We start from the raw sequence: 20,690 nt of genomic DNA on the forward strand, positions 1-20,690 counted from the left end.
TTAAGATGCGCAGTACGGGGCCTTGTTTTCACAAGGCCCCGTGCCATTATTGATTTTATTATCGGCCCTGATTTAATCTACTTGCGGAGTTTTTTTTCTGCGGCCGCGCGGCGTGCTTCTATATCGTTGGCCAATTGGTTGAGTGAATCGATTTTTGCCTCATACTCACGACGCTGTATCTCGAGTTGAGTCCGCATCTTCAGCGCGGCAACACCAAATTCAAATGCTCGATTGAAGCACTGCGTCAGATCAAGGGGCTTGGGCCACTGGAATTGTAATAACGATATGCCCGCGGACTTAGGGATGCGAATCCGATATCCCACGGTGCTTGGGCACACAGCAGGGCACCTGAATGCCCATTGTCCGCCTTCCTGCTGCTGGACAGGAATCGGGACGTATTCTTCACTTACGGCATCGTACGCGTGTAGGATGGGGGCCTGCGCCTGTTCGGATTGTGCAAAAAATACTTCAGGCAATGCCGGCAGCAGCAGCACATCGAATTGATCGCCGTCGGGCACGATATAGGACTGCCGAGGGAAATTCAGCAGGTGTCCCATGCGAGCGCAATCGCCAAGCGCTAGCGTCTCATGCCGCTCGAACGCACCCGAGAACTCCGGTTCTTCGATGGGCTGGGGTGACGCTGTGGTACCAGCATCGCGCCGCTTCAGCAGCACAAGCAATTCTGACGGCGGTGGGGCGGCTTCCAAGCCGTGTTCGCAGCGCATATATTGCAGGGCGGCCAGTTGCTTCTCAAGAATACCCGTGTGTGCTGATGGGACGCGAACCCCACGAAGCGTGCCACAGGAAGGGCATATCGCCGACGGAAAGTCATAGTCCAGATCCGAGAGCTGTAAACAGGTTTGCGCAAGCGTAGCATTGCTGAATGGCCAACGTTCGCCGGCCAAGTTGGTGGAAATGACCTCAAAATCTGCCGGGAATAGGCCATTAAAATCGGCAGCACTGTAGGAGCGTTGGTGATAATGGGCATGGAACCGCGTGCGGCAATTGGGGCATTGCACTGCGGAGGCTTCAAGTATCTCGCGATACGGGACCGCGATCAGAATGTATTTGCCCGCGACGCGCGCTATTTCGTTAATGGCCGTGCGATAAGCGCTGTCAGGAATGTGTTCGATGACATCGCTGGACAGCACGAGATCGAAATTTCGGTTCTCGAACGGCAGATTGGTCAGGTCGGCTTGAATCGTAGGAGCCTTAACCTGCGCCAAAGCAGTTTGGCTGATGTCACATCCCATCACTTCCCAGGTATCTATGAGCACGTTGGTCACGATGCCGCTGCCACAGCCTGCATCAAGCACGGTGCGCACGTCTGTGGGAATCATCGCCTTCAACGCTTGAGCGACGTCCACCTGCGCCGCGCTCGGAGCGGCGTCCCATAATGTTGCTTGATCGTAATAGGTGGAGCTCATTTGCTCTCCCCGGAGATCAGTCGGCTGATTTTCCATTGGGCATCATCCACAACCACGCCGCGTTCCAAGGCCGCATGCACAGGGGGAGTGATTTTCAAGCGGTATTTGCGATCTTGGACGTCGAACGCGACGGCATCACCGCTAGTCTCGGTGGTCAGGCCATCAAAGATACCGATGGAAACCAGATAGTCTCCTTTGCCAATGCGTAGCGGTTCGAAGGAGGCAGTGATCGTGCCTTGTGAATCCGCGGCTTGTGTTGAGATGAAAGGGGACACAACTTGGGAGACACAGCGGCCGTCCAGGCCATAAACGCAGACGGCGAACACCAGACGGTCCAACGCTTTCTTGGCTCTCCAGCTGATATTTACATACATTGGCTCGGAAAAATGAAACAACCTGTGTGAGACACCATGGGCGTCTAGAAAATCGACGTCGGTGATCCACGCGTCACCCGTTCCATACGTGAAATCGTCACGTTCGGGTTGATCGGTTTCCCGTGGCGGCTCCGCATTGGAGGTGGCCATGGCTTTCAGAGGGATCAAGGTCTCGTGGATGGGTTGGTCGCCGTTGCACAAGTTGCCCAGGGTGACGTATTCCACCCCGTCGAACATCTGCAAAATGAGTGGTTCATTGGCGTTAATGGCGCCGTGAGTAATCTTGAGACTGAAATTCACGTCCTCACCCATGCCTACCGGAAGGCGCAGGCTGATCGGCGCATGGTTGTAAGAGCCCTTGAAGCGACCAACTAACCGGAATGGTCGTCCATCCGGCCCCTTCGAGGCGGGTCCCCATTCCATGAAGCCCTTAGCCGTCAATAGATGCAAACGTTCCGCACGGTCGTCGTCGCGGGCATCGCCGACAATGACTGAATCCAGGGGGTCTTCGTGGTGCAGCAGGTCAATACGGTAAATAGGGACTGGGTTTTCAGGAGCGCAGAAAGCGGGTGTGACCAGGCGCAAGATATGTGTCTTGTCCAGATCTGTGCCTGTCAGTAATTCACTGACATCGCCGCGCTGCAACTTGAGGTTGATGGCGCGCAGGCGCAATTCCTCCTGCTTGCGAATCGACGCTGCGTAGCGCTTGGACACATCATTAGGATCACTATCCATGATCATGCGTCCACGCTCGATCCAGATGCAGCGGTCGCAGATCATCTGCACCGCCGACATATCGTGCGAAACGAAAAGGACCGTGGTCCCCTGTGACGTCAATTCACGCATGCGGGCTGCGGACTTCGCCGAAAAGTAGGCATCGCCCGCGCCCAGAATCTCGTCGATAATCAGGATTTCTGGCCGAACGGCAGTTGCGACCGCGAAGGCGAGGCGGGAGTACATGCCGGCGGAGTACGTCTTGACTGGCTTGTCCATGAACTCATCGAGTTCCGAAAAATCGATGACATCATTCAGCAGTCTTTTGGCTTCCCTTCCGGTGATTCCCTGGTATGCCAGCGATGAAATAACGTTGGCGTGCCCGGTGAATTCGGGGTGAAAACCGGTGCCAAGCTCCATCAACGCCTGGACTTCGCCGCGCACGCGGGCATGACCAGCCGAAGGGCGAAGCAAACCTGCCACGATCTTGAGCAGCGTGCTTTTGCCGGCGCCATTACGACCTATGAGGCCAATGCGTTCGCCAGGTTGAATTGAAAAGGACACGTCTCGCAGTGCCCAGAACTCTTCGTAGCTGTTGGATGGGACCGGTAGCCCTAGCGTTTCCATCATCCGGTAGCGGGGCGACCGGAACATGCGAAACATTTTGGAGAGATCCGAGATCTCGATAATCGGTTCAGACATAGTCGGCGAACAGCGGTTTCAGACGGGAAAACACATAGCCGCCCAGCATGAAGAATCCACCTGCGATCAATGTAAAAATGAGCAGCATGGAGGTAGGTATGATGCCGATGAACGCGACATCGCGGTACAGCATGATCAGGTAGTACAGCGGATTGGGATACATGAATGGCACGAGTGCCGGAGGGATCATCTCGTGTGTGTAGGCGATTGGCGACACGAGCATGAGGAACAGTGTCATGATCGACACAGTCTGTGCGATATCGGGAATGAACACGTTCATGGCCGAGAGCAGCCAGATGAGCCCAATCGTGAATATCAACTGCAACACGATGATGACGGGCAGCATGAGCTGCGTGGCATGTACGATGCCGTTGCCCCACAGGAAGATCAAGAGCAGCGCCAGGCCCACCAGCATTGTGACCGAGCTGGCCAGCACGGCTTTGACGGGAATGAGCTCGATGGGGAATAGGGTGTTCTTGACCAATCCCTTATTGCCCAGCACGCAGCCGACGCCGCCACCCAATGCCTCGGAAAAACCGAGGAAAGGGATCAGTCCGCTGAAGATTAGCAGGACGTATTCAAACGTGGAGTAGTTGCCGAGCTTGATCTTGAAGATCATCGTGTACACGACAGCGTACAGACCGAGGAACATCAGTGGATACAGCAACGTCCAAAGGCGGCCCAGAATCGTTCCTGAAAAACGCATTTTCACGTCGGTCAAGGTAGTCGCCCACAGAAGTCTGCGGTGCTTCCACAACAATTGCGATCTATCAAACATTACGTGCTTCCAGGCAATCCAAGGTGCGCTTTGAGGCATCACCATGCCCAAATAGAGATGGCGTCGAGGCGGGGACGGCAATACTCGAGGCCGCGGCCAAGATTCTGGCGCAATTCGCGCCCACCAATTGATTCCAACCGGAATCAATGGTTTCAACCCATTCCGTTTCATCCCGGAACGTAATGCAAGGAACCTTGTAGAAGAAGGCTTCCTTTTGGACGCCGCCAGAGTCGGTCAAAATGGCGTTGGCGGTTTGCTCCAACGCGATCATGTCGAGGAAGGCCAGAGGATCGACAATTCGGACGTTGCGCAGCAGGGGTTCCAGCTTGGCACCGCTGATGAGCTTGCGCGTACGCGGATGCAGCGGCAGCACTACCGTCTGCTGGTCGGAAATCTGCGCCAACGCGGAGAGGATCTCGGTGAGCCGGGCTGGGTCGTCGGTGTTCTCGGCACGATGGCAGGTCGCTAGCACGAACGATTTTTCTGTCAGGCCGAGCTGTTGCAGGATTGTGCTGGTGCGCCGGGCTTTCTCGCCGTAATAGAGCGCGACGTCAAACATGACGTCGCCGACGTTGTGCACTCCCTTAGTGACGCCTTCGTTGGCCAGGTTGCGTACCGCTGTCTCAGTGGGACAAAGCAGCAAAGTGGAAACGCGGTCGGAAAGGATGCGGTTCACTTCTTCCGGCATGCGCATATTGAACGAACGCAAGCCGGCCTCCACGTGGGCCACGGGGATATGGAGTTTGGCGGCAGCCAACGCACCGGCCAGGGTCGAGTTGGTATCGCCGTATATCAGGACCCAGTCGGGCTTTTCTTTCAGTAGGATATCTTCGATGGCTTCCAACATGCGGCCGGTCATGACTCCATGCGAACCGCCGGCGATGTTGAAGTTATGCTTCGGAGCTGGAATATCCAGTTCATCGAAGAAGACCCGGGACATGTTGTCGTCGTAGTGCTGGCCCGTATGAACCAGGACTTCTTCGATACGGCCTTGGCGATTGTTTTGAATCTCTCGGGAGATTGCGCTGGCCTTGATGAACTGGGGACGAGCGCCGACAATCGTGACGATCTTCAGACTCATTGCAGCAGCGCCTTTTTCAGTGCCGTGCAAACGCTCTCGATGGTGGCGTCATCCATATACGGGTGCATGGGTAGGCTCATGACGCGTTCTGCCAATACGTCCGAGACCGGCGTGGCGCCATCTTCCAGGGCAAACTGGGCATAGGCCGGCTGCGCGTGGATCGGACGAGGATAGTGGATGGCCGTCGGGATGCCGGCTTCCTTCAGGTGCGCGATCACGGCTTCGCGATTCGGGACCATGACCGTGAACTGGGCCCAGACGCTGTTGCGATCCGGACGCACCGTGACCGTACGCGCGCCGCCCGGCAGGTCGGCCAGCAACTCCTGGTAGCGCGCACCGATCTTGATGCGTTGCTCCACTTCCCAGTCGAAGCGTTCCAGCTTGCCCAGCACGACGGCGCATTGCAGCGTATCCATGCGGCCACCCACGCCGATGCGGCTGTGGTAGTAGCGGGCCGACTGGCCGTGCACACGGATTTCGCGCATGGCCTGCGCCAGGGCGTCGTCATTGGTGAACAGCGCGCCGCCGTCGCCATAGCAGCCCAGGGGCTTGCTGGGGAAGAAGCTGGTGCAGCCGATGGTGGACAGGTTGCAGCTCTTCTTGCCCTTGTAGGAAGCGCCAAAGCTTTGCGCGGCGTCTTCGACGACCGCGATGCCGTGCTTGGCGGCGATGGCGTTGACTTCGTCCATGTCACCGCACTGGCCGTACAGCGACACCGGGATGATGGCCTTGGTGCGAGGCGTGATCTTGGCTTCGATTTCCGACACTTTGATGTTGCAGGTGTCGGGCTCGACGTCCACGAACACCGGCACGGCGCCCAGCAGCACGATGACTTCCGCCGTCGCTACGAAAGTGAACGAGGTGGTGATGACTTCATCGCCGGCCTTCACCCCCAGTGCCATGAGCGCGATCAGCAGCGCCTCGGTGCCCGACGCGACCGTGACGCAATGCTTGGCGCCGGTGTGGGCGCACAGCGCGGCTTCCAGTTCCTTGACCTCGGGGCCCATGATGTATTGGCCATGGTCGAGCACGGCCTGGATGCGGGCGTTGATCGGGTCGCGCAGGACTTGGTATTGCTTTTTCAGGTCAATGAATTGCATGTTGTCTCACACCAGTTGGCACACGCCGTCTTTGAGTACGTATTGGTCGCCGGTCGCCGGGCAGGTGGTCTGCCCGTTGCCGGTCAGCGGCAGGTCCAGTTGTTCTCCGTGGCGGCTCATCCAGCCGATCTGGCGGGCGGGTACGCCGACCACCAGGGCGAAATCGGGCACGTCGCGGTTGACCACGGCGCCGGCACCGACGAAGGCGTAGCGGCCGACCGTCGAGCCGCACACGATGGTGCAGTTGGCGCCCAGCGTGGCGCCCTGACGCACGACGGTGTCGCGGTATTCGTTCTTGCGTTCGATGGCCGCGCGCGGGTTGTACACGTTGGTGAAGACCATGCTGGGGCCACAGAACACGTCGTCTTCAAGAGTCACGTTGTCGTAGACGGAGACGTTGTTCTGGATCTTGACGCGGTTGCCGATCTTGACGCGGTTGCCGACGTAGACGTTCTGTCCCAGGGAGCAGGCCTCGCCGATGACGGCGCCGCCCGAAACGTGGACCCAGTGCCAGACGCGGGTACCGGCACCGATTTGTGCGCCGTCGTCGACGATGGCGGTGGAATGGATGCTCATGATGGTCAATCCAGCGGCAGCGGCACGCGCAGGCCGTCGCGGGCGGAACGGTAGATGGCGGTCAGCAGGGCCAGCGACTGCAGGCCTTCGCGACCATCGGTTTCGGGTTCGCATTCGCCGCGCAGCACGCGGATGACGTTGTCATAGTAGAGCGGGTGCCCAAAGCCATACACCGAGGTGGTCTCGTAGTTGGCTTCGCGGATCTTGGCATCGTCGGGGTGTTCGTCGGCGAACTTCCATTCGTCGATGCGGTTGACGGCCACGCCACCGACGCGCACGGTGCCCTTCTCACCCAGGATGGTGATCGAGCCTTCCAGGTTCTGCGGATAGGTGAGCATGGTGACGTTGATCGAACCCATGGCGCCATGGCGCCAGCGGATCGCGGCCACGCCGGTGTCTTCGGCTTCGATGCGGCGGGCCAGCGTGGCGGTGTAGGCATACACGCTTTCCACGGGGCCAACCAGCCAGTCAAGCAGGTCGACATAATGGCTGGCCTGGTTCATGAAGGCGCCGCCATCCCATTCCCATTTGCCGCGCCAGCGGGCGGCGTCGTAATAATCCTGGGGACGGGTCCAGAATACGTTGACCGTCACCATGTAGATACGGCCGAAACGGCCATTTTCGATGGCCTTCTTGAGCAGTTGCAGCGTGGCGTTGCGGCGGTTCTGCTTGACGACGAACAGGCGCACGCCGGCTTCGTCGCAGGCCTTGACCATGCGCTTGCCGTCTTCCCAGCGGGTCGCCATCGGCTTTTCGCTGACCACGTGGCGGCCCGATTGCGCCACTTCGATCGCCTGCCAGGGATGCAGGCCGGACGGGGTGGCCAGAATGACCGCGTCGGCGGTGGTATGCGCCAGCATTTCCGTCAGGGACGAGAACGGTCGGGCACCGGTGGCTTCCGCGGCGGCTTTCAGCGCGGCGGGGTTGGTGTCACAGACGTCCACGAGCTCGGCGCGGTCGCTGTGTTGCGCAATGGCGCCGATATGATTCTTGGAAATGCGCCCACATCCTACCAGGGCGAAACGGACCTTGCGGTCGGTAACTGGATTAGCGGTCATCGGGAGATTAGGTTGTTTTGTTGTAAATTGCCGGGATAATTCGACAGTCCCTCCCGGAATAGAGCGTAATAATACTTTAAGACCGGGTAGGGGCACGAGCGCATAATCCGCCATTTCCAATCGATGCCAACTCGCATTCTCATTGTCCGCACGTCGTCACTCGGCGATCTGGTGCACATGCTGCCCGCCATCTCCGACATCGCCCGCCATGTGCCGGACGCCGAAATCGACTGGGTTGCCGAAGAGGCTTTCGCCGAGATTCCCGCATGGCATCCGGCCGTCAACGAGGTCATCAAGGTGGCCCACCGCCGCTGGCGCAAGGCCTGGTGGTCGTCCCAGGTGCGGGCGGAGCGCAAGGCGCTGCGGGAGCGGCTGCGGTCCAAGCAATACGACATCGTGCTGGATATGCAGGCACTGTTGAAGTCTGCGTGGCTGGTGCGCCAGGCGCGCGGGGTGCGCCACGGGCTGGATTGGCGTTCGGCGCGCGAGCCGCTGGCATCGCTGTTCTATAACGTCCGCCACCGGGTGGAATTCTGGCAGCCGGCGGTCATCCGCCAACGCAAGTTGGCGGCGTTGACGTTCGGTTACCAGCACGGCGGGCTGCCCGATTTCGGCCTGCAGGCGTTTTCGCGCCAGGGCGGGCAGGGGCTGGGTGCCGATCCCGTGCATGAGGTGTCCGCCGACGGCCTGGATGCGACCGAATTGCCGCGCCTGCACCACCTGGATACCGACCGAGGCTATGCCGTGATCATGCCGTCGGCCAGCCGCGACGACAAGCTGTGGCCCGAGGACGACTGGCGCGCGGTGTTCCGGCGTCTGCGCGATGCCGGCTGTGCGCTCAAGCTGCTGGCCGGCAACGACCAGGAGGCCGAGCGCGCCCGGTTGCTGGTGGCTGGCATGGAGGACGTCGAGGTGATGCCGCGCATGGATCTGACTTCGGTTGCCCGGCTGCTGGCCGGCTCGCGCCTGATGGTCGGCCTGGACAGCGGCTTGACCCACTTGTCGGCCGCGCTGGGGCGGCCCACCATCGGCATCTACCGCGCCTCCACGCCAGTGCGCACGCCGCTGGTCGGGTCGAACTACACCGCCAGCCTGGGCGACCGGGGCGCCTCGCCGTCGCGCGAGGCCGTCATGGCTTCGGTGGAGCAGGCGCTGGCCGCGCGCTGATGAACCGCGCCGTCTATACCTTCGGGTTGCGGGCGCTGGCGCCCCTGGTCTGGTTGTGGATGGCCCGGCGCGCCAGGCGCGCCGGGGGCGAGTGGGAAATCTTTTCGCCGGAACGATTCGGTCGAGCCGTCCCTGGCCGAGCCGTGTCCGACGCGGCCACGGCGGATAAGTGGGGCGGGGCGCCGGTATGGGTGCACGCCGTGAGCCTGGGCGAGACGCGCGCCGCGCTGCCGCTGTTGCAGGCGCTGCTGGATCGCGGCTTGCCGGTACTGTTGACGCATATCACCGCCACCGGCCGTGCCGAGGGCGCGCGCCTGTTTGCCGCTGCCATTGCCAGCGGCCGGTTGCGCCAGGCCTGGCTGCCCTATGATTTTCCTGGCGCCACGCGCCGTTTCCTGGCTGCCGCCCAGCCGCGTTGCGGCATTCTGATAGAACGCGAGATCTGGCCGAACCTGCTGGCCGCGGCGCGCCGCGCGAGGTTACCGATGGCGTTGGTGAGTGCCCGTTTCTCGGCGTCTTCGCTGCGGCAGGCCGGGCGCATGGGGCGGGTCATGCGTGAGGCGCTGGCCGGGTTGCAGTTGGTGCTGGCCCAGTCCGCGACCGACGCTGAACGGCTCGCGCAGGCCGGCGCGCCGCGGCCGTTGGTGTCCGGCAATCTCAAATTCGACCTGTCGTTGCCTGCGGGCCAGGTACGGGAGGGCCAGGCCTGGCGCGAGCGTCTGGGCCGGCCGGTGGTGGCCGTGGCCAGCACCCGCGAGGGCGAGGACGAGCCGTTCATCGATGCCATCAAGCGTCTCGCGGACAGGCCCGGCGGGCCGCTGTTCCTGTTGATCCCGCGCCATCCCCAGCGTTTCGACGCCGCCGCCGCGCTGCTGGAGCAGGCCGGGTTGAGTTATGTCAGGCGCTCGGGCGGGCAGGAGCCGGAGCCGCGCACGGTGGTGCTGCTGGGCGACACGCTGGGTGAAATGGCGTTCTATTACGCCGCCGCCGATGTGGCGGTGGTGGCGGGCAGTTTCGCGCCGCTGGGCGGGCAGAATCTGATCGAAGCCTGCGCCGCTGGCGTGCCGGTCATCGTCGGGCCGCACACCTTCAATTTCCAGCAGGCGGCCAGCGATGCGATCGAGGCCGGCGCGGCGCAACGCCAGCCGGACCCGGCGCAGGCCGTGGCGGCCGCGCTGGCGCTGTTGGCCAACCCTGCCGCGCGGCACGCAGCCAGCGATGCGGCGCGGGCCTGGTTCGCCAGCCACGCCGGCGCTACCGCGCGGACCATGGACGCGCTGGCGCCCTGGTTGCGTTGAGGCCGGCGGTCAGTCCATCCTTCAGCCGGGCTTGCGCGGCACCAGGGTGATGGCCCCCGGATTCAGTTCCTGGCTGAAGCGGCGCGTGTCGCGCCCTTCGTCTTCCGGGCGCACGCCCAGCCAGCCCTGGCCGAGCGCGTAGACGCCCAGGTTGGCCAGCAGAATCAGGATGAAGAGTACTCGCATGACGCGGCCTCGCGAGGGTCAGGCATGCGGCGCCGGGTTGGCGCGCGCCATGGCGGCCAGCCCGTCCAGGACGGGATGGTTCAGGTAGATCGGCACTGGCGCGGCGCCGAAGCCGCCGCCGGTGTCGGCCAGCAGGTGTTCGATTTCCTGGCGCACTTCCGGCCAGCCGCCGCCGGCGGCGAAGATCTGCGGCGCCTCGCCGTAGCGCTGGCGCCCGGCCAGCCACTGGCGCACGACCGCGCCGGCCTGCGCGGCGGCGATGCCGGAGGCGATGGCCTCATGGGTATCGGTGGGATAGGGCACGACCTGGCCATCGGCGATCGGCAGGTTGGCGGTGCCGTGCGCCAGCGCGTTGCGCATCATGGCCGGGCCCGGCAGGATCAGGCCGCCGGCGAAGACGTTGTCCGGTCCCACGGTGTCGATGGTGGTGGCGGTGCCGAAGCTCGCCAGCAGGAAGGGCGGGTGCGTGCCGGGCAGGCGCGACAGCACCCCCAGCAGCGAGGCCCAGCGGTCCGCGCCCAGCTGCGATGGGTTCTTGTAGCAATTGACCAGCCCGAGGGTGGTGGGCTGGGAGGTGGCCCAGGCCACGGCGCAGCCGTGTCGTTGCAGGACGCCGGCAATGGCCGCGCCCCGGTCGGCGCCAGCCACGTTCACGCCCAGCGCCCGCGATGGCCGCCGCGGCAGGGCGGTGAGCCAGCGGTCCAGGGCGTTCAGGTCCAGGCCGTCGAAAGCGACCGTGGCCGGTTCGCGCGGCATGTCGGGGCTGGCAGGATCGAGCCAGCCCACCTTGAGGCGGCTGTTGCCGGAGTCGATGAGGATGATCATGCTTGCCGCCGAATCGAGATTTCTCCGACCGAGATCGGGCTGATGCCTTCGGGGGTTCGCACCAGCAGGCGGCCCTGGCCGTCGACACCGCAGGCGGCGCCGCTGAGGATCACCTGGCCCTTGTCCAGCACGTTGATGGCGCGGCCGGCGAGGGCGTCCACCTGGTCGAAGCGCCGCGCGAAGGCGTCGAAGCTCTCGCGCTCGAGGGTGCGGACGGCTTCGTGCCAGGCGGTCGCCGCGGCGCAGACCAGGTCGGCGGCGGTGGCGGCGGGGTTGGATGCGTGGCGGGTGACACAGGTCCAGTCCGCGACCTGGCGCCCCAGCGCCTGCGACAGCGCGTCGGCGTCGACCAGGTTCACGCCCATGCCGATGACCACGGTGTAGCCGGTTTCGCGGCCGCCCGGGTTGCGGGTGGTCTCGACCAGCACGCCCGCCAGCTTGGCGTCGTGCCATTGCACGTCATTGGGCCATTTCATGCAGAGGCCGTCGGCGCCGGGGCCGGCCACGGCCCGCAGGGCCTCGCAGGCGGCCAGGCCGGCCAGCGGCGACAGGGCTGGCAACTGTGCGGCAGGCAGGTGGACGTCGAAGGCGCACGAGAACATCAGCGCCGCGCCGACCCGGTTCTGCCAGGGCCGGCCGGCGCGACCGCGGCCGGTTTCCTGCAGATGGGTGCCCAGCAGCCAGGGTTTGCCGGCGCCGCCGCCCGCGCGAGCGCGCGTCAGCAGGTCGGCATTGGTCGAGCCGGTGGTGGCAGTCCAGGCGATGTCTTGGAAGGCGGGCAGGCGCGAACCCAGCATCCGGGCCAGGTCGTCTGGCGCGGGCAGGTCGATGGGGCGGACGTGAGCGGACATGGCGGCGATTGTAGGGCACGCGCGCGCGGCTCGCGGCGTGCCAGCGCCTGCGTATATGATTGTGGATACATTTTGCATCGGTATTCCGCTACATGCCGCGTTCCGCCTTGCCCGCGTCCCATGCCGCCACGCCCTTCCGCCAGGAAGCCGGCGTGTGCCATGTCGGGGGCGACTGGAGCGTGCTGGCACTGGCCGAGCCGGGCGAGGTCGAGCGCCGCCGCGCGGCCATGGCCAAGGCCGCCGCTGCTGGCGCGCGCTGGGATCTGCAGGGCATCAGCCGGCTCGATACCATTGGCGCGCTGCTGATCTGGCAGGCCTGGGGCGAGAAGCTGCCCGAGCGGGTGCGCTGGTCCGCCGGCCAGCAGGACGTATTCACCACCCTGGCCACCAACAAGGGGGGCAAGCCGGCCCCGCCTCGTCCCGAACCGTCCTGGGGTTGGCTGCGTGCCCTCGGGGGCGGGGTGCTGCAGGCGGCCGAGAACGGGCGTGCCTTGCTCATCATGCTGGGGCAATTGGTGCTGGACCTGTTCGGTATGTTGCGCCAGCCATCGCGCGGACCGTGGCGCGAGATCTCGGCCCAGGTATACCGCACCGGGGCGCAGGCGCTGGGCATCACCGCCCTGGTGGGCTTCCTGATCGGTGTGGTGCTGTCATACCTGTCCGCCCAGCAATTGCAGATGATCGGCGCCGACCGGTTCATCGTGCGGCTGCTGGGGGTGTCGATCGTGCGTGAGCTGGGGCCGGTGCTAGCGGCCATCCTGGTGGCCGGTCGATCCGGATCGGCCATCACCGCGCAGATCGGCGTCATGCGCGTCACCCAGGAGCTGGACGCGATGCTGGTGATGGGTATTTCGCACGGCCAGCGGCTGATCCTGCCGCGGGTGGTGGCGCTGGCCGTGACCATGCCGCTGCTGGTGCTCTGGACCGACGCCATGGCGATCCTGGGCGGGATGCTGGCGGCCCAGGTGCAGCTGGGCATTTCGGCGCAGTGGTTCCTGCAGTCGCTGCCGGACGCCATTTCCCTCACCAATTACTGGATCGGGATCCTGAAGGGCGTCACCTTCGGCATCCTGATCGCGCTGATCGCCTGCCATTTTGGCCTGCGCATCCAGCCCAACACGGAAAGCCTGGGCCGCGGCACCACGACCTCGGTGGTGACCTCGATCACCGGCGTGATCCTGCTGGACGCCCTGTACGCGGTCATTTTCAGTTCGGTGGGCATTTGATGACCGGCGCCGAGCAGCAACGCCTGTTTATCGAGGACGATGTCACGGTCGCGCCCGTGATCACCGTGCGCGGCCTGCGTACGGCCTTTGGCGACCACGTGGTGCACGACAACCTGGACCTGACCGTCTTTCCTGGCGAGATCCTGGTGCTGGTGGGCGGTTCGGGCACCGGCAAGACGGTGCTGCTGCGGCAGATCATCGGGTTGGAACGGCCGGCGGCCGGCACTATTCAGGTGCTGGGCAATACCCTGTCCGAACTGACGCCGGGCGAACGCCGCCGCCTGTCCTATCGCTGGGGCATGCTGTTCCAGGCCGGCGCACTGTTCTCGGCGCTGTCGGTGTACGACAACGTCGCGCTGCCCTTGCGCGAATTGCGCACGGTACCGGAAGACCTGGTGCGCGATGTGGTCATGTGCCGCCTGGCGATGGTCGGCCTGTCGGCGCAGGACGCGGATAAACGGCCGTCGGATCTTTCCGGCGGCATGGTCAAGCGCGTGGCGTTGGCGCGCGCACTGTCGCTGGACCCGGAGCTGGTGTTCCTGGACGAACCCACGGCGGGCCTGGATCCGCTGCGGTCGGACGAGTTCGTGGATCTGGTGCGTAGCCTGCACCGGCAGTTGGGATTCACTGTCGTCATGGTGACGCACGATCTGGACACGCTGCTCGCGCTGGCCACCCGTGTCGCCGTGCTGGCGGACAAGCGGGTGATCGTGTGCGATACGGTGCCGGAAGTGCTGAAGGTCGACCACCCGTTCATTCATACATTCTTCCTGGGCGAGCGCGGCTTGCGCGCGCTCGGGGACATGGCGCCGAAGGGAACGCATCATGGAAAACCGTAGTCACGCGCTCTTGGCCGGCATCTTCACGCTGGTCCTGCTGGCCGCCGCTGCGCTGGTGGCCGTCTGGATCGGCCGCGACCGGACCAAACTGCAAGCCTATGAAATCGTGTCGGCCACCGCCGTCAGCGGCCTCAATCCGCAGTCGACCGTCCGTTACCAGGGGGTGCCGGTGGGCAAGGTGCAGTCGCTGGCGCTGAACCCCGACAAGCCTGGCCAGGTGCGCATCCGCATCGGCGTGGCGCCGGGCACGCCGATCACGGAGTCGACCTGGGCTGAACTGGGCGTGCAGGGCGTCACCGGAATGGCCAATGTTGAACTGCGCGACGACGGCAGTTCGCTCAAGCGCCTGGCTTCGAGCGACGCCAATCCGGCGGCGATTCCATTGCGTCCGGGCTTTCTCGATCGGGTCGAGCAGCGCGGCGGACGGCTCATTTCCAACGTGGAAGACGCCACCGAGCAGCTGCGGCGGCTGTTGAGCGAGCAGAATGTGCAGGCCCTGACCGCCAGTCTGCAGAATGCCGCCGACATCACCCAGTCGTTGAAAGAGGCCAGCCGCGAGCTGGGGCCGGCGCTGGCCAAGCTGGGGCCGCTGGTCGATTCGCTCGACAGCACTTCGCGCCAGGCCGACCGCGCGGCGCGCGAAGTGGCGGACCTGGCGCGGCAGGCGCGCCAATCGCTGGCGCGCCTGAATGCGCCCGATGGCGCGCTGGCCGCCGCCACGCGCAGCTTGAACGACATCGCCCTGGCCGCGTCGCGGCTGGATGGCGAGACGCTGCCGGCGGTCACCGGCATGGCGGCCAGCGTCAGCGAGGCCGCGCGCGGCGCCACCTTCACGCTGCGTCGCGTGGATAACACGCCGCAATCGTTATTGTTCGGGCCGCCGCCGGCCGCGCCCGGTCCCGGCGAGGCGGGGTTCGCCGGTTTTGGGAGACAGCGGAAATGAAGATGCGTAGCGCGATTCTGGTTCTGACCCTGGTGTTGGCGGGCTGCGGCGTGGGCCGCGTGGGTGCGCCGCCGGCGGTGTTCGACCTGGGCCTGGATGCCCGTCCGGCGCCGCAATTGCCCGCGCGTGAACCGATTGCGCTGGCGTTCTCGGCCGTGCCGGCGCTGTCGAGTACCGGGGTCATCTGGCGTGTCGGCGATAGCGCCGCGCCGCAATCGTATGCGACCTATCGCTGGGCCTCGTCGCCGGCGGAGTTGGTGCGCCAGCGCCTGATCGAGCGCCTGTCGCGGCAGGGGCCGGTGCTGGCCGAGCGCGCCAGCAGTCAGACGCCGCAATTGCAGGTCTACCTGTCGCAATTCGAACAGGTGTTCGCGCCCGACGGTTCGGCCAGCGAGGGCCGCGTGTTGCTGCAGGCGGTACTGCTCGACGGCCGCCGTGTGGTGGGCCAGTTGCGGATCGCGACGCAGGCGCCTGCGCCGACGCAGGATGCCGCGGGCGGCGTGGCCGCGTTGCGCCAGGCCACCGATGATGCCGCCGATCAGTTGGCGCGATGGCTCGCCAGCCAGCCCAGGGCCGCGGCCCGGCCGGGCGGTTAACATTCCCTTTTTTCCAAGCAGCACGAGTCCGCCATGCCCGCAAGCACTGAAACCCAAGCCTTTACCGGCGCCGCCGGCCGCATCGATTGCGCGGTGGACTGGCCCGACGGCACGCCACGGGGCTGGGCCCTGGTGCTGCACCCGCATCCTTTGCAGGGCGGCGCGCGCGAGAACAAGGTCGTGACCACATTGTCGCGCGCCTGTGTCCAGCATGGCCTGGTGGCGGTGCGCCCCAATTTCCGCGGTGTCGGGTTGTCCGAGGGCGCGTTCGACAAATCCGTGGGCGAGACCCAGGACATGCTGGCGCTGGTCGCGCAGATGCGCGAGCGCCACCCGGAACTGGCGGCCGCGCCCTGGGTGCTGGCCGGATTTTCCTTTGGCACGGCGGTGGCCGCGCAGACCTACGCCGCGCTGGTCGACCAGGGGGATGCCGTGCTGCCGAGCGCGCTGATGCTGATGGGACCTGCCGTCAACCGTTTCCAGCCGCATGAGGTGCAGGTGCCTGGCGATACGTTGATGGTGCATGGCGAACAGGACGAAGTCGTGCCCCTGTCCGAGGCCATGGACTGGGCTCGGCCGCGTTCGATTCCGGTGGTGGTGATCCCGGGCGCTTCGCACTTTTTCCACGGCAAGCTGCTGGTGCTGCGCCAACTGGTGCAGGCGCACCTGAAGGTCAAGCTTGATTGAATGCGTGTGCCGCGCTAGGCGCGGCGTAGCATCAAGTTGCATGTTTTAAATGCCCGCGGAACCCATCCCGGGCCGGACGAGTCTCATCGACTGCCTATAATTGTCAGCCATCAGCCCCGCGCCGGCGGGCGTCTTTCCAGGACCCACGTTGCCGATGAAGAATCTGTCTTACCCCACTCTCTCCCCCGTAGTCTTTGCCCGCCGCGCCCTCGCCGGCGCGGTGTTGTCGGCGATGCTGGCGGCGTCGCTGCCAGCCTGGGCCCAGCAGGCGCCCGCCGCTGCGCCTGCCGCCGCGGGAGCCACGGCCGGCGCGCCGTCGGCAACGGGAGCGGTGCCGGTGGGCGATGTGTCGGCGGTTCCCGCGCCCACCATCGCGGCCAAGGCCTGGATCGTGCTGGACGTGAACAGCGGCCAGACCCTGGCGGCCTCCAATCCCGACATGAAGGTCGAGCCCGCATCGCTCACCAAGATCATGACGGCCTATGTGGTTTTCAACGCGCTCGAGGAAAAGCGCCTGACGCTGGAGCAGACCGTGCCCGTGTCCGAGCACGCCTGGCGCACCGGCGGTTCGCGCATGTTCATCGAGCCGCGCAAGCCGGTTACTGTCGATGAGCTGAACCAGGGCATGATCGTGCAGTCCGGCAACGACGCCTCGGTCGCGCTGGCTGAAGCGGTCGGCGGCAGCGAAACCGCGTTCGCCTCGCTCATGAACCAGGAAGCCGAGCGCCTGGGCATGCGCAACACCCACTTCATGAACGCCACCGGCTTGCCCGATCCGCAGCACATGACGTCGGCGCGCGACCTGGCCACGCTGTCGGCGCACCTGATCACCGATCATCCGCAGTTCTTCCACTATTACAAGCAGAAGAGCTTCACCTACAACAAGATCACCCAGCCCAACCGCAACCGCCTGTTGTGGGCCGACCCGTCGGTCGACGGCATGAAGACCGGCCATACCGATTCGGCAGGCTATTGCCTGGTGTCGACCGCGGTGCGCGGCGATCGCCGCATCCTGGTGGTGGTGGTGGGCACCGACAGCGAAGCCACGCGCGCCGAGGAAAGCCTCAAGTTGCTGAACTGGAGCTTCCAGAACTTCGACACGGTCAAGCTGTTCGACAAGAGCCAGCCCGGTATCGATGCCCGCGTATGGGAAGGCACCGCCGACAACGTCAAGCTCGGCCCGCCCAACCCGGTCTCCATCGCGGTGCCGCGCGGCAAGGCCGGCGAACTCAAGCCGGTGGCGCAACGCACGGATCCGTTGATCGCGCCGCTGGCCAAGGGCCAGCAGGTCGGCACGCTGCAATTCACGCTGGACGGCAAGGTGCTGCGCACCGAACCGCTGGTGGTGCAGGATGCGGTCGAGCGCGCCGGTTTCTTCGGCCGCATGGTCGATACCGTCAAGCGCTGGTTCCAGTAAGCGGGCGCGCCATGGGCGCGGCCGCGGGTGTAAGCTAGCAACGGGCGTTTCGTGCGCGAAACGCCCGTTTTGCATGCTTCCAGGGGCGGGCCGGCAGGCCCGTCCCTATTCCATTTCAAATTCAGGAGTGCCTCATGATTCCGGGCGTGCCGGGCGAAAGCCAGGTGTATCTCAACGGTGAGTTCCTGCGCGTGGACGAGGCCAAGGTCTCCGTCCTCGACCGCGGCTTCATTTTCGGCGATGGCATCTACGAAGTCGTCCCTGTGTACCAAGGCAATGCCTTTCGCATGGCCGAGCACCTCGACCGCCTGGACCGCAGCCTGGCCGCCCTGCGCATCGCGCAACCGTTCGACCGCAGTGGCTGGATCGACCTGATCCGGCAATTGCTCGACCGCACGCGCCTGGATACCTGCATCGTCTATCTGCAGGTGACGCGCGGCGTGGCCAAGCGGGACCACCCGTTTCCCTCGCCGGCTGTGAGCCCCACGGTGTTTGGCATGGTCTCGGCCTGGACGCCGCCGTCGGCCGCCCAGCGCGCGCAGGGGCTTGGCGCGATCAGCATTCCCGACGAGCGCTGGCTGCACTGCGAAATCAAATCGGTTTCGCTGCTGGGCAACGTGCTGGCCAAGCAGCAGGCGGTGGACGCCCACGTCGACGAGGTGCTGCAGTTCCGCGACGGCTTTCTCACGGAAGGCTCGTCCACCAATATCTGGGTGGTGTCCGGCGGCAAGCTGCTCGCGCCGCCCAAGAACAACCTGATCCTGGAAGGCATCCGCTATGGCCTGATGGGCGAGCTGGCGGCCGAGGCCGGCATTCCGTTCGAGGCGCGCCGCCTCGCCCAGGATGAAGTGATCCGGGCCGACGAGCTGATGCTTTCCTCGGCCACCAAGGAAGTCTTGCCGATCGTCGCGCTGGATGGCCGGCCGGTCGGTTCGGGCAAGCCCGGCCCTGTTTATGAGCTATTGCGCGCGGGTTATGATGCCCGCATCGCCGCGCTCTAGGCCCCGCGGGGCGGCCGGCCGGCCGCCCACGCCGCGCGCCCCGGCGGCGGGCCTTGCCTGCACGATGCCTGCCCCCATATAGAAATATTGACGTTCCAGGCCATCCATCATGCATATTCCGCCCGAAGACTCCCTTATCGAATATCCCAGCGACTTTCCCATCAAGGTCATGGGCAAGCAGCACCCTGAATTCGCCCAGACGCTGACTGAAGTCGTGCTGCGCTTCGACCCGGGCTTCGATGTGGCGACGGTCGAGATGCGGCCCAGCAAGGGCGGCAACTACATGGGGCTGACCTTCACGGTGCGCGCCACCTCGCGCGAGCAGCTCGACGAGCTCTACCGTGCCTTGCATGGCCATCCGATGGTGTCAATCGTCCTGTAGACGTAGAGGCCAGCAGTTGTGATCAAGTGGCTCGCGCGGCCCGCGGACTACCTGTCCGTGTGGCGGGACATGCAGGCGTACACCGACCAGCGTTCGGCCGATACGCCCGACGCAATCTGGCTGTGCGAGCATGCACCGGTCTATACGCTGGGGCAGGCGGGCCTGCCCGAGCACGTGCTCAACCCCGGTGCGATTCCCCTGGTGCAGTGCGACCGCGGCGGGCAGGTCACCTATCACGGCCCGGGCCAGGTCATGGCGTATGCGCTGTTCGACCTGCGCCGCGTCGATATGTACGTGAAGGAATACGTGGCTCTGCTGGAGGCCGCGGTGATCGACACGCTCGATGCGATGGGGGTGGCCGGCGCCTGCCGCAAGCCGGGCGCGCCCGGGGTGTATGTGCCGGATCCCGATGGCGGCAGCGAATTGGCCAAGATCGCCGCGCTGGGCATCAAGATCCGCAATGGCCGTGCCTATCACGGCGTATCGCTCAACGTGGCGATGGATCTGACGCCGTTTCTCGGCATCAATCCCTGCGGCTACGCCGGCCTGCGCACCGTCGACATGGCATCCTGTGGCACGCGGCGCGATCCCACCGAGGTGGGCGACGCGCTGGCGGGCAACCTGGCCCGCTTGTGGCGCCAGGCACGGACACCCATATGAAGACAACCCGCTATACCCCGGCCGAGGTGGCCGCGACCACCCCCGAGCAATTGGCCAGCCTGCGCGCCGGGCCGGCGCCGCAATACGCCGCCTGGATTCGCACGGCGGCCGAAATGGGCCTGGTCGAGGCGCAGACCATCTTCGGCCAGATGCTGCTCGATGGCATCGGCGTGCCGCGTGACCCCGCCGAAGGGCTGGCGTGGTTCAAGCGCGCCGCCAACGCCGATCACCCCATGGCCATCAACATGATCGGCCGTTGCTATGAGAACGGCTGGGGCGTGCCGGCGGACGATACCGTGGCGGCCTACTGGTTCCGGCTGGCCGCGGATCGTGGGCTGGACTGGGGCATGTACAACTATGCCCATCTGCTCAAGAGCGGCCGCGGAGGCGTGGCGCGAAACGGCGCGGCGGCGCTGGCCCTGTACCAGCAGGCGGCGCAGATGGGCCACGTCAAATCCATGGGCGTTGTCGGCCGCTTCTACGAAGCCGGCGAGGTGGTGGAACAGGATCTGGAGCGCGCGTTCGATTGCTACCGGCGTTGCGCCGAGGGCGGCGATTTTCGCGGCATGTTCCACCTGGGCCGCATGCTGTTGCTGCGGGGCCGCAAGCAAGAGGCGGTGCAGTGGCTGGCGCGCGTGCCCGAGACCTCCACGGCGGCGTTTCTGCGCGAAGCCGATGCGATGCTGCGCGATTGCGGCTTTCCGCCGTTGTACGAGACGGGGGCCTGAGCGGCTTACGGGGCGGACCATGGCGCCCGCGCGAACCCGCCGAGTCGTGGCGCGGCCGGCGGGCCCGCCACGTA

At 65.0% G+C, this 20,690-nt stretch carries 22 protein-coding genes; 12 read left to right on the forward strand and 10 right to left on the reverse strand.

What is annotated here, in order from left to right; all coding sequences use genetic code 11:
- Positions 1 to 77: 77 nt before the first annotated feature.
- From K2W61_RS09375 to K2W61_RS09405, 7 genes are read right to left on the reverse strand one after another with little or no spacing between them, the layout of a single operon-like run.
- Entirely contained in the window at positions 78 to 1,427 is a 1,350-nt protein-coding gene (locus K2W61_RS09375; RefSeq protein ID WP_236755490.1) for a class I SAM-dependent methyltransferase, read from the reverse strand.
- A complete protein-coding gene (locus tag K2W61_RS09380) occupies positions 1,424 to 3,217 on the reverse strand; it encodes an ABC transporter ATP-binding protein (RefSeq protein ID WP_236755491.1) in 1,794 nt (597 codons plus the stop codon). Before K2W61_RS09380 ends, K2W61_RS09375 begins: the two co-directional genes overlap by 4 nt.
- Positions 3,210 to 3,938 carry an ABC transporter permease gene (locus K2W61_RS09385; protein WP_336885389.1) on the reverse strand — a complete coding sequence of 243 codons (729 nt, stop codon included), beginning with the start codon at positions 3,936 to 3,938 and terminating at the stop codon, positions 3,210 to 3,212. The genes K2W61_RS09380 and K2W61_RS09385 overlap by 8 nt, the downstream gene beginning before the upstream one ends.
- A 49-nt stretch (positions 3,939 to 3,987) precedes the next feature.
- Positions 3,988 to 5,076, reverse strand: coding sequence for a non-hydrolyzing UDP-N-acetylglucosamine 2-epimerase (gene wecB, locus K2W61_RS09390; RefSeq protein ID WP_236755492.1), 1,089 nt, complete (start codon positions 5,074 to 5,076; stop codon positions 3,988 to 3,990).
- Positions 5,073 to 6,176, reverse strand: a complete 1,104-nt coding sequence (locus K2W61_RS09395) for a DegT/DnrJ/EryC1/StrS family aminotransferase (RefSeq protein WP_236755493.1) — start codon at positions 6,174 to 6,176, stop codon at positions 5,073 to 5,075. The genes wecB and K2W61_RS09395 overlap by 4 nt, the downstream gene beginning before the upstream one ends.
- Positions 6,177 to 6,182: 6 nt before the next feature.
- Positions 6,183 to 6,755 (reverse strand): acyltransferase, encoded by a 573-nt coding sequence (locus K2W61_RS09400; protein ID WP_419761640.1) that lies wholly within the window; start codon positions 6,753 to 6,755, stop codon positions 6,183 to 6,185.
- Between the two features lie 2 nt (positions 6,756 to 6,757).
- Positions 6,758 to 7,810, reverse strand: a complete 1,053-nt coding sequence (locus K2W61_RS09405) for a Gfo/Idh/MocA family protein (protein ID WP_175133694.1) — start codon at positions 7,808 to 7,810, stop codon at positions 6,758 to 6,760.
- Between the two features lie 123 nt (positions 7,811 to 7,933).
- Between K2W61_RS09405 and waaC the strand changes: the two genes are divergently transcribed.
- Positions 7,934 to 8,977 (forward strand): lipopolysaccharide heptosyltransferase I, encoded by a 1,044-nt coding sequence (gene waaC / locus K2W61_RS09410; RefSeq protein ID WP_236755494.1) that lies wholly within the window; start codon positions 7,934 to 7,936, stop codon positions 8,975 to 8,977.
- A complete protein-coding gene (locus tag K2W61_RS09415) occupies positions 8,977 to 10,275 on the forward strand; it encodes a 3-deoxy-D-manno-octulosonic acid transferase (RefSeq protein ID WP_236755495.1) in 1,299 nt (432 codons plus the stop codon). Before waaC ends, K2W61_RS09415 begins: the two co-directional genes overlap by 1 nt.
- Before the next feature lie 21 nt (positions 10,276 to 10,296).
- Here K2W61_RS09415 and K2W61_RS09420 read toward each other — a convergent pair whose 3' ends face one another.
- From K2W61_RS09420 to K2W61_RS09430, 3 genes are read right to left on the reverse strand one after another with little or no spacing between them, the layout of a single operon-like run.
- Entirely contained in the window at positions 10,297 to 10,461 is a 165-nt protein-coding gene (locus K2W61_RS09420) for a hypothetical protein (protein WP_175133697.1), read from the reverse strand.
- 18 nt (positions 10,462 to 10,479) lie between these two features.
- On the reverse strand, positions 10,480 to 11,286 hold the full coding sequence (locus tag K2W61_RS09425) for a type III pantothenate kinase (RefSeq protein WP_236755496.1): 807 nt from the start codon (positions 11,284 to 11,286) through the stop codon (positions 10,480 to 10,482).
- Positions 11,283 to 12,137, reverse strand: coding sequence for a biotin--[acetyl-CoA-carboxylase] ligase (locus K2W61_RS09430; protein ID WP_175133699.1), 855 nt, complete (start codon positions 12,135 to 12,137; stop codon positions 11,283 to 11,285). The genes K2W61_RS09425 and K2W61_RS09430 overlap by 4 nt, the downstream gene beginning before the upstream one ends.
- A gap of 92 nt (positions 12,138 to 12,229) precedes the next feature.
- On the opposite strand from K2W61_RS09430, the gene K2W61_RS09435 reads away from it, so the two are divergent.
- From K2W61_RS09435 to K2W61_RS09480, 10 genes are all read left to right on the forward strand, one after another.
- Positions 12,230 to 13,363, forward strand: a complete 1,134-nt coding sequence (locus tag K2W61_RS09435) for an MlaE family ABC transporter permease (RefSeq protein WP_175141025.1) — start codon at positions 12,230 to 12,232, stop codon at positions 13,361 to 13,363.
- On the forward strand, positions 13,363 to 14,202 hold the full coding sequence (locus tag K2W61_RS09440; RefSeq protein ID WP_175133701.1) for an ABC transporter ATP-binding protein: 840 nt from the start codon (positions 13,363 to 13,365) through the stop codon (positions 14,200 to 14,202). The genes K2W61_RS09435 and K2W61_RS09440 overlap by 1 nt, the downstream gene beginning before the upstream one ends.
- The gene (locus tag K2W61_RS09445) at positions 14,189 to 15,145 is read left to right on the forward strand and encodes an MlaD family protein (protein WP_175133702.1); all 957 of its coding nucleotides are present in this window, start codon (positions 14,189 to 14,191) and stop codon (positions 15,143 to 15,145) included. Before K2W61_RS09440 ends, K2W61_RS09445 begins: the two co-directional genes overlap by 14 nt.
- Entirely contained in the window at positions 15,142 to 15,741 is a 600-nt protein-coding gene (locus K2W61_RS09450) for an ABC-type transport auxiliary lipoprotein family protein (protein ID WP_236755497.1), read from the forward strand. The genes K2W61_RS09445 and K2W61_RS09450 overlap by 4 nt, the downstream gene beginning before the upstream one ends.
- Before the next feature lie 33 nt (positions 15,742 to 15,774).
- Complete coding sequence (locus K2W61_RS09455) at positions 15,775 to 16,428, forward strand: alpha/beta hydrolase (protein WP_175133704.1); 654 nt, start codon at positions 15,775 to 15,777, stop codon at positions 16,426 to 16,428.
- Between the two features lie 154 nt (positions 16,429 to 16,582).
- Complete coding sequence (locus K2W61_RS09460) at positions 16,583 to 17,845, forward strand: D-alanyl-D-alanine carboxypeptidase family protein (protein WP_175133705.1); 1,263 nt, start codon at positions 16,583 to 16,585, stop codon at positions 17,843 to 17,845.
- A gap of 134 nt (positions 17,846 to 17,979) precedes the next feature.
- Positions 17,980 to 18,846, forward strand: a complete 867-nt coding sequence (locus K2W61_RS09465; RefSeq protein ID WP_175133706.1) for a D-amino acid aminotransferase — start codon at positions 17,980 to 17,982, stop codon at positions 18,844 to 18,846.
- A gap of 109 nt (positions 18,847 to 18,955) precedes the next feature.
- On the forward strand, positions 18,956 to 19,228 hold the full coding sequence (locus tag K2W61_RS09470) for a YbeD family protein (protein WP_175133707.1): 273 nt from the start codon (positions 18,956 to 18,958) through the stop codon (positions 19,226 to 19,228).
- An 18-nt stretch (positions 19,229 to 19,246) separates the two neighbouring features.
- Positions 19,247 to 19,888 carry a lipoyl(octanoyl) transferase LipB gene (lipB, locus tag K2W61_RS09475; protein ID WP_175133708.1) on the forward strand — a complete coding sequence of 214 codons (642 nt, stop codon included), beginning with the start codon at positions 19,247 to 19,249 and terminating at the stop codon, positions 19,886 to 19,888.
- On the forward strand, positions 19,885 to 20,616 hold the full coding sequence (locus tag K2W61_RS09480; protein WP_175133709.1) for a tetratricopeptide repeat protein: 732 nt from the start codon (positions 19,885 to 19,887) through the stop codon (positions 20,614 to 20,616). Before lipB ends, K2W61_RS09480 begins: the two co-directional genes overlap by 4 nt.
- Positions 20,617 to 20,690 lie beyond the last annotated feature (74 nt).

The organism is Achromobacter pulmonis, assembly GCF_021733725.1.
Taxonomy (GTDB): domain Bacteria; phylum Pseudomonadota; class Gammaproteobacteria; order Burkholderiales; family Burkholderiaceae_B; genus Achromobacter; species Achromobacter pulmonis.

What these genes read in the sequence shown, in the direction of transcription:
- K2W61_RS09460 (WP_175133705.1), top strand. Translation starts at nt 16,583, where the DNA reads ATGAAGAATCTGTCTTACCCCACTCTCTCCCCCGTAGTCTTTGCCCGC.
- K2W61_RS09430 (WP_175133699.1), bottom strand. Translation starts at nt 12,137, where the DNA reads ATGTCCGCTCACGTCCGCCCCATCGACCTGCCCGCGCCAGACGACCTG.
- K2W61_RS09405 (WP_175133694.1), bottom strand. Translation starts at nt 7,810, where the DNA reads ATGACCGCTAATCCAGTTACCGACCGCAAGGTCCGTTTCGCCCTGGTA.
- K2W61_RS09455 (WP_175133704.1), top strand. Translation starts at nt 15,775, where the DNA reads ATGCCCGCAAGCACTGAAACCCAAGCCTTTACCGGCGCCGCCGGCCGC.
- K2W61_RS09440 (WP_175133701.1), top strand. Translation starts at nt 13,363, where the DNA reads ATGACCGGCGCCGAGCAGCAACGCCTGTTTATCGAGGACGATGTCACG.
- K2W61_RS09480 (WP_175133709.1), top strand. Translation starts at nt 19,885, where the DNA reads ATGAAGACAACCCGCTATACCCCGGCCGAGGTGGCCGCGACCACCCCC.
- K2W61_RS09450 (WP_236755497.1), top strand. Translation starts at nt 15,142, where the DNA reads ATGAAGATGCGTAGCGCGATTCTGGTTCTGACCCTGGTGTTGGCGGGC.
- K2W61_RS09375 (WP_236755490.1), bottom strand. Translation starts at nt 1,427, where the DNA reads ATGAGCTCCACCTATTACGATCAAGCAACATTATGGGACGCCGCTCCG.
- K2W61_RS09415 (WP_236755495.1), top strand. Translation starts at nt 8,977, where the DNA reads ATGAACCGCGCCGTCTATACCTTCGGGTTGCGGGCGCTGGCGCCCCTG.
- K2W61_RS09420 (WP_175133697.1), bottom strand. Translation starts at nt 10,461, where the DNA reads ATGCGAGTACTCTTCATCCTGATTCTGCTGGCCAACCTGGGCGTCTAC.
- wecB (WP_236755492.1), bottom strand. Translation starts at nt 5,076, where the DNA reads ATGAGTCTGAAGATCGTCACGATTGTCGGCGCTCGTCCCCAGTTCATC.
- K2W61_RS09445 (WP_175133702.1), top strand. Translation starts at nt 14,189, where the DNA reads ATGGAAAACCGTAGTCACGCGCTCTTGGCCGGCATCTTCACGCTGGTC.
- K2W61_RS09465 (WP_175133706.1), top strand. Translation starts at nt 17,980, where the DNA reads ATGATTCCGGGCGTGCCGGGCGAAAGCCAGGTGTATCTCAACGGTGAG.
- K2W61_RS09395 (WP_236755493.1), bottom strand. Translation starts at nt 6,176, where the DNA reads ATGCAATTCATTGACCTGAAAAAGCAATACCAAGTCCTGCGCGACCCG.
- K2W61_RS09380 (WP_236755491.1), bottom strand. Translation starts at nt 3,217, where the DNA reads ATGTCTGAACCGATTATCGAGATCTCGGATCTCTCCAAAATGTTTCGC.
- K2W61_RS09470 (WP_175133707.1), top strand. Translation starts at nt 18,956, where the DNA reads ATGCATATTCCGCCCGAAGACTCCCTTATCGAATATCCCAGCGACTTT.
- K2W61_RS09435 (WP_175141025.1), top strand. Translation starts at nt 12,230, where the DNA reads ATGCCGCGTTCCGCCTTGCCCGCGTCCCATGCCGCCACGCCCTTCCGC.
- waaC (WP_236755494.1), top strand. Translation starts at nt 7,934, where the DNA reads ATGCCAACTCGCATTCTCATTGTCCGCACGTCGTCACTCGGCGATCTG.
- K2W61_RS09425 (WP_236755496.1), bottom strand. Translation starts at nt 11,286, where the DNA reads ATGATCATCCTCATCGACTCCGGCAACAGCCGCCTCAAGGTGGGCTGG.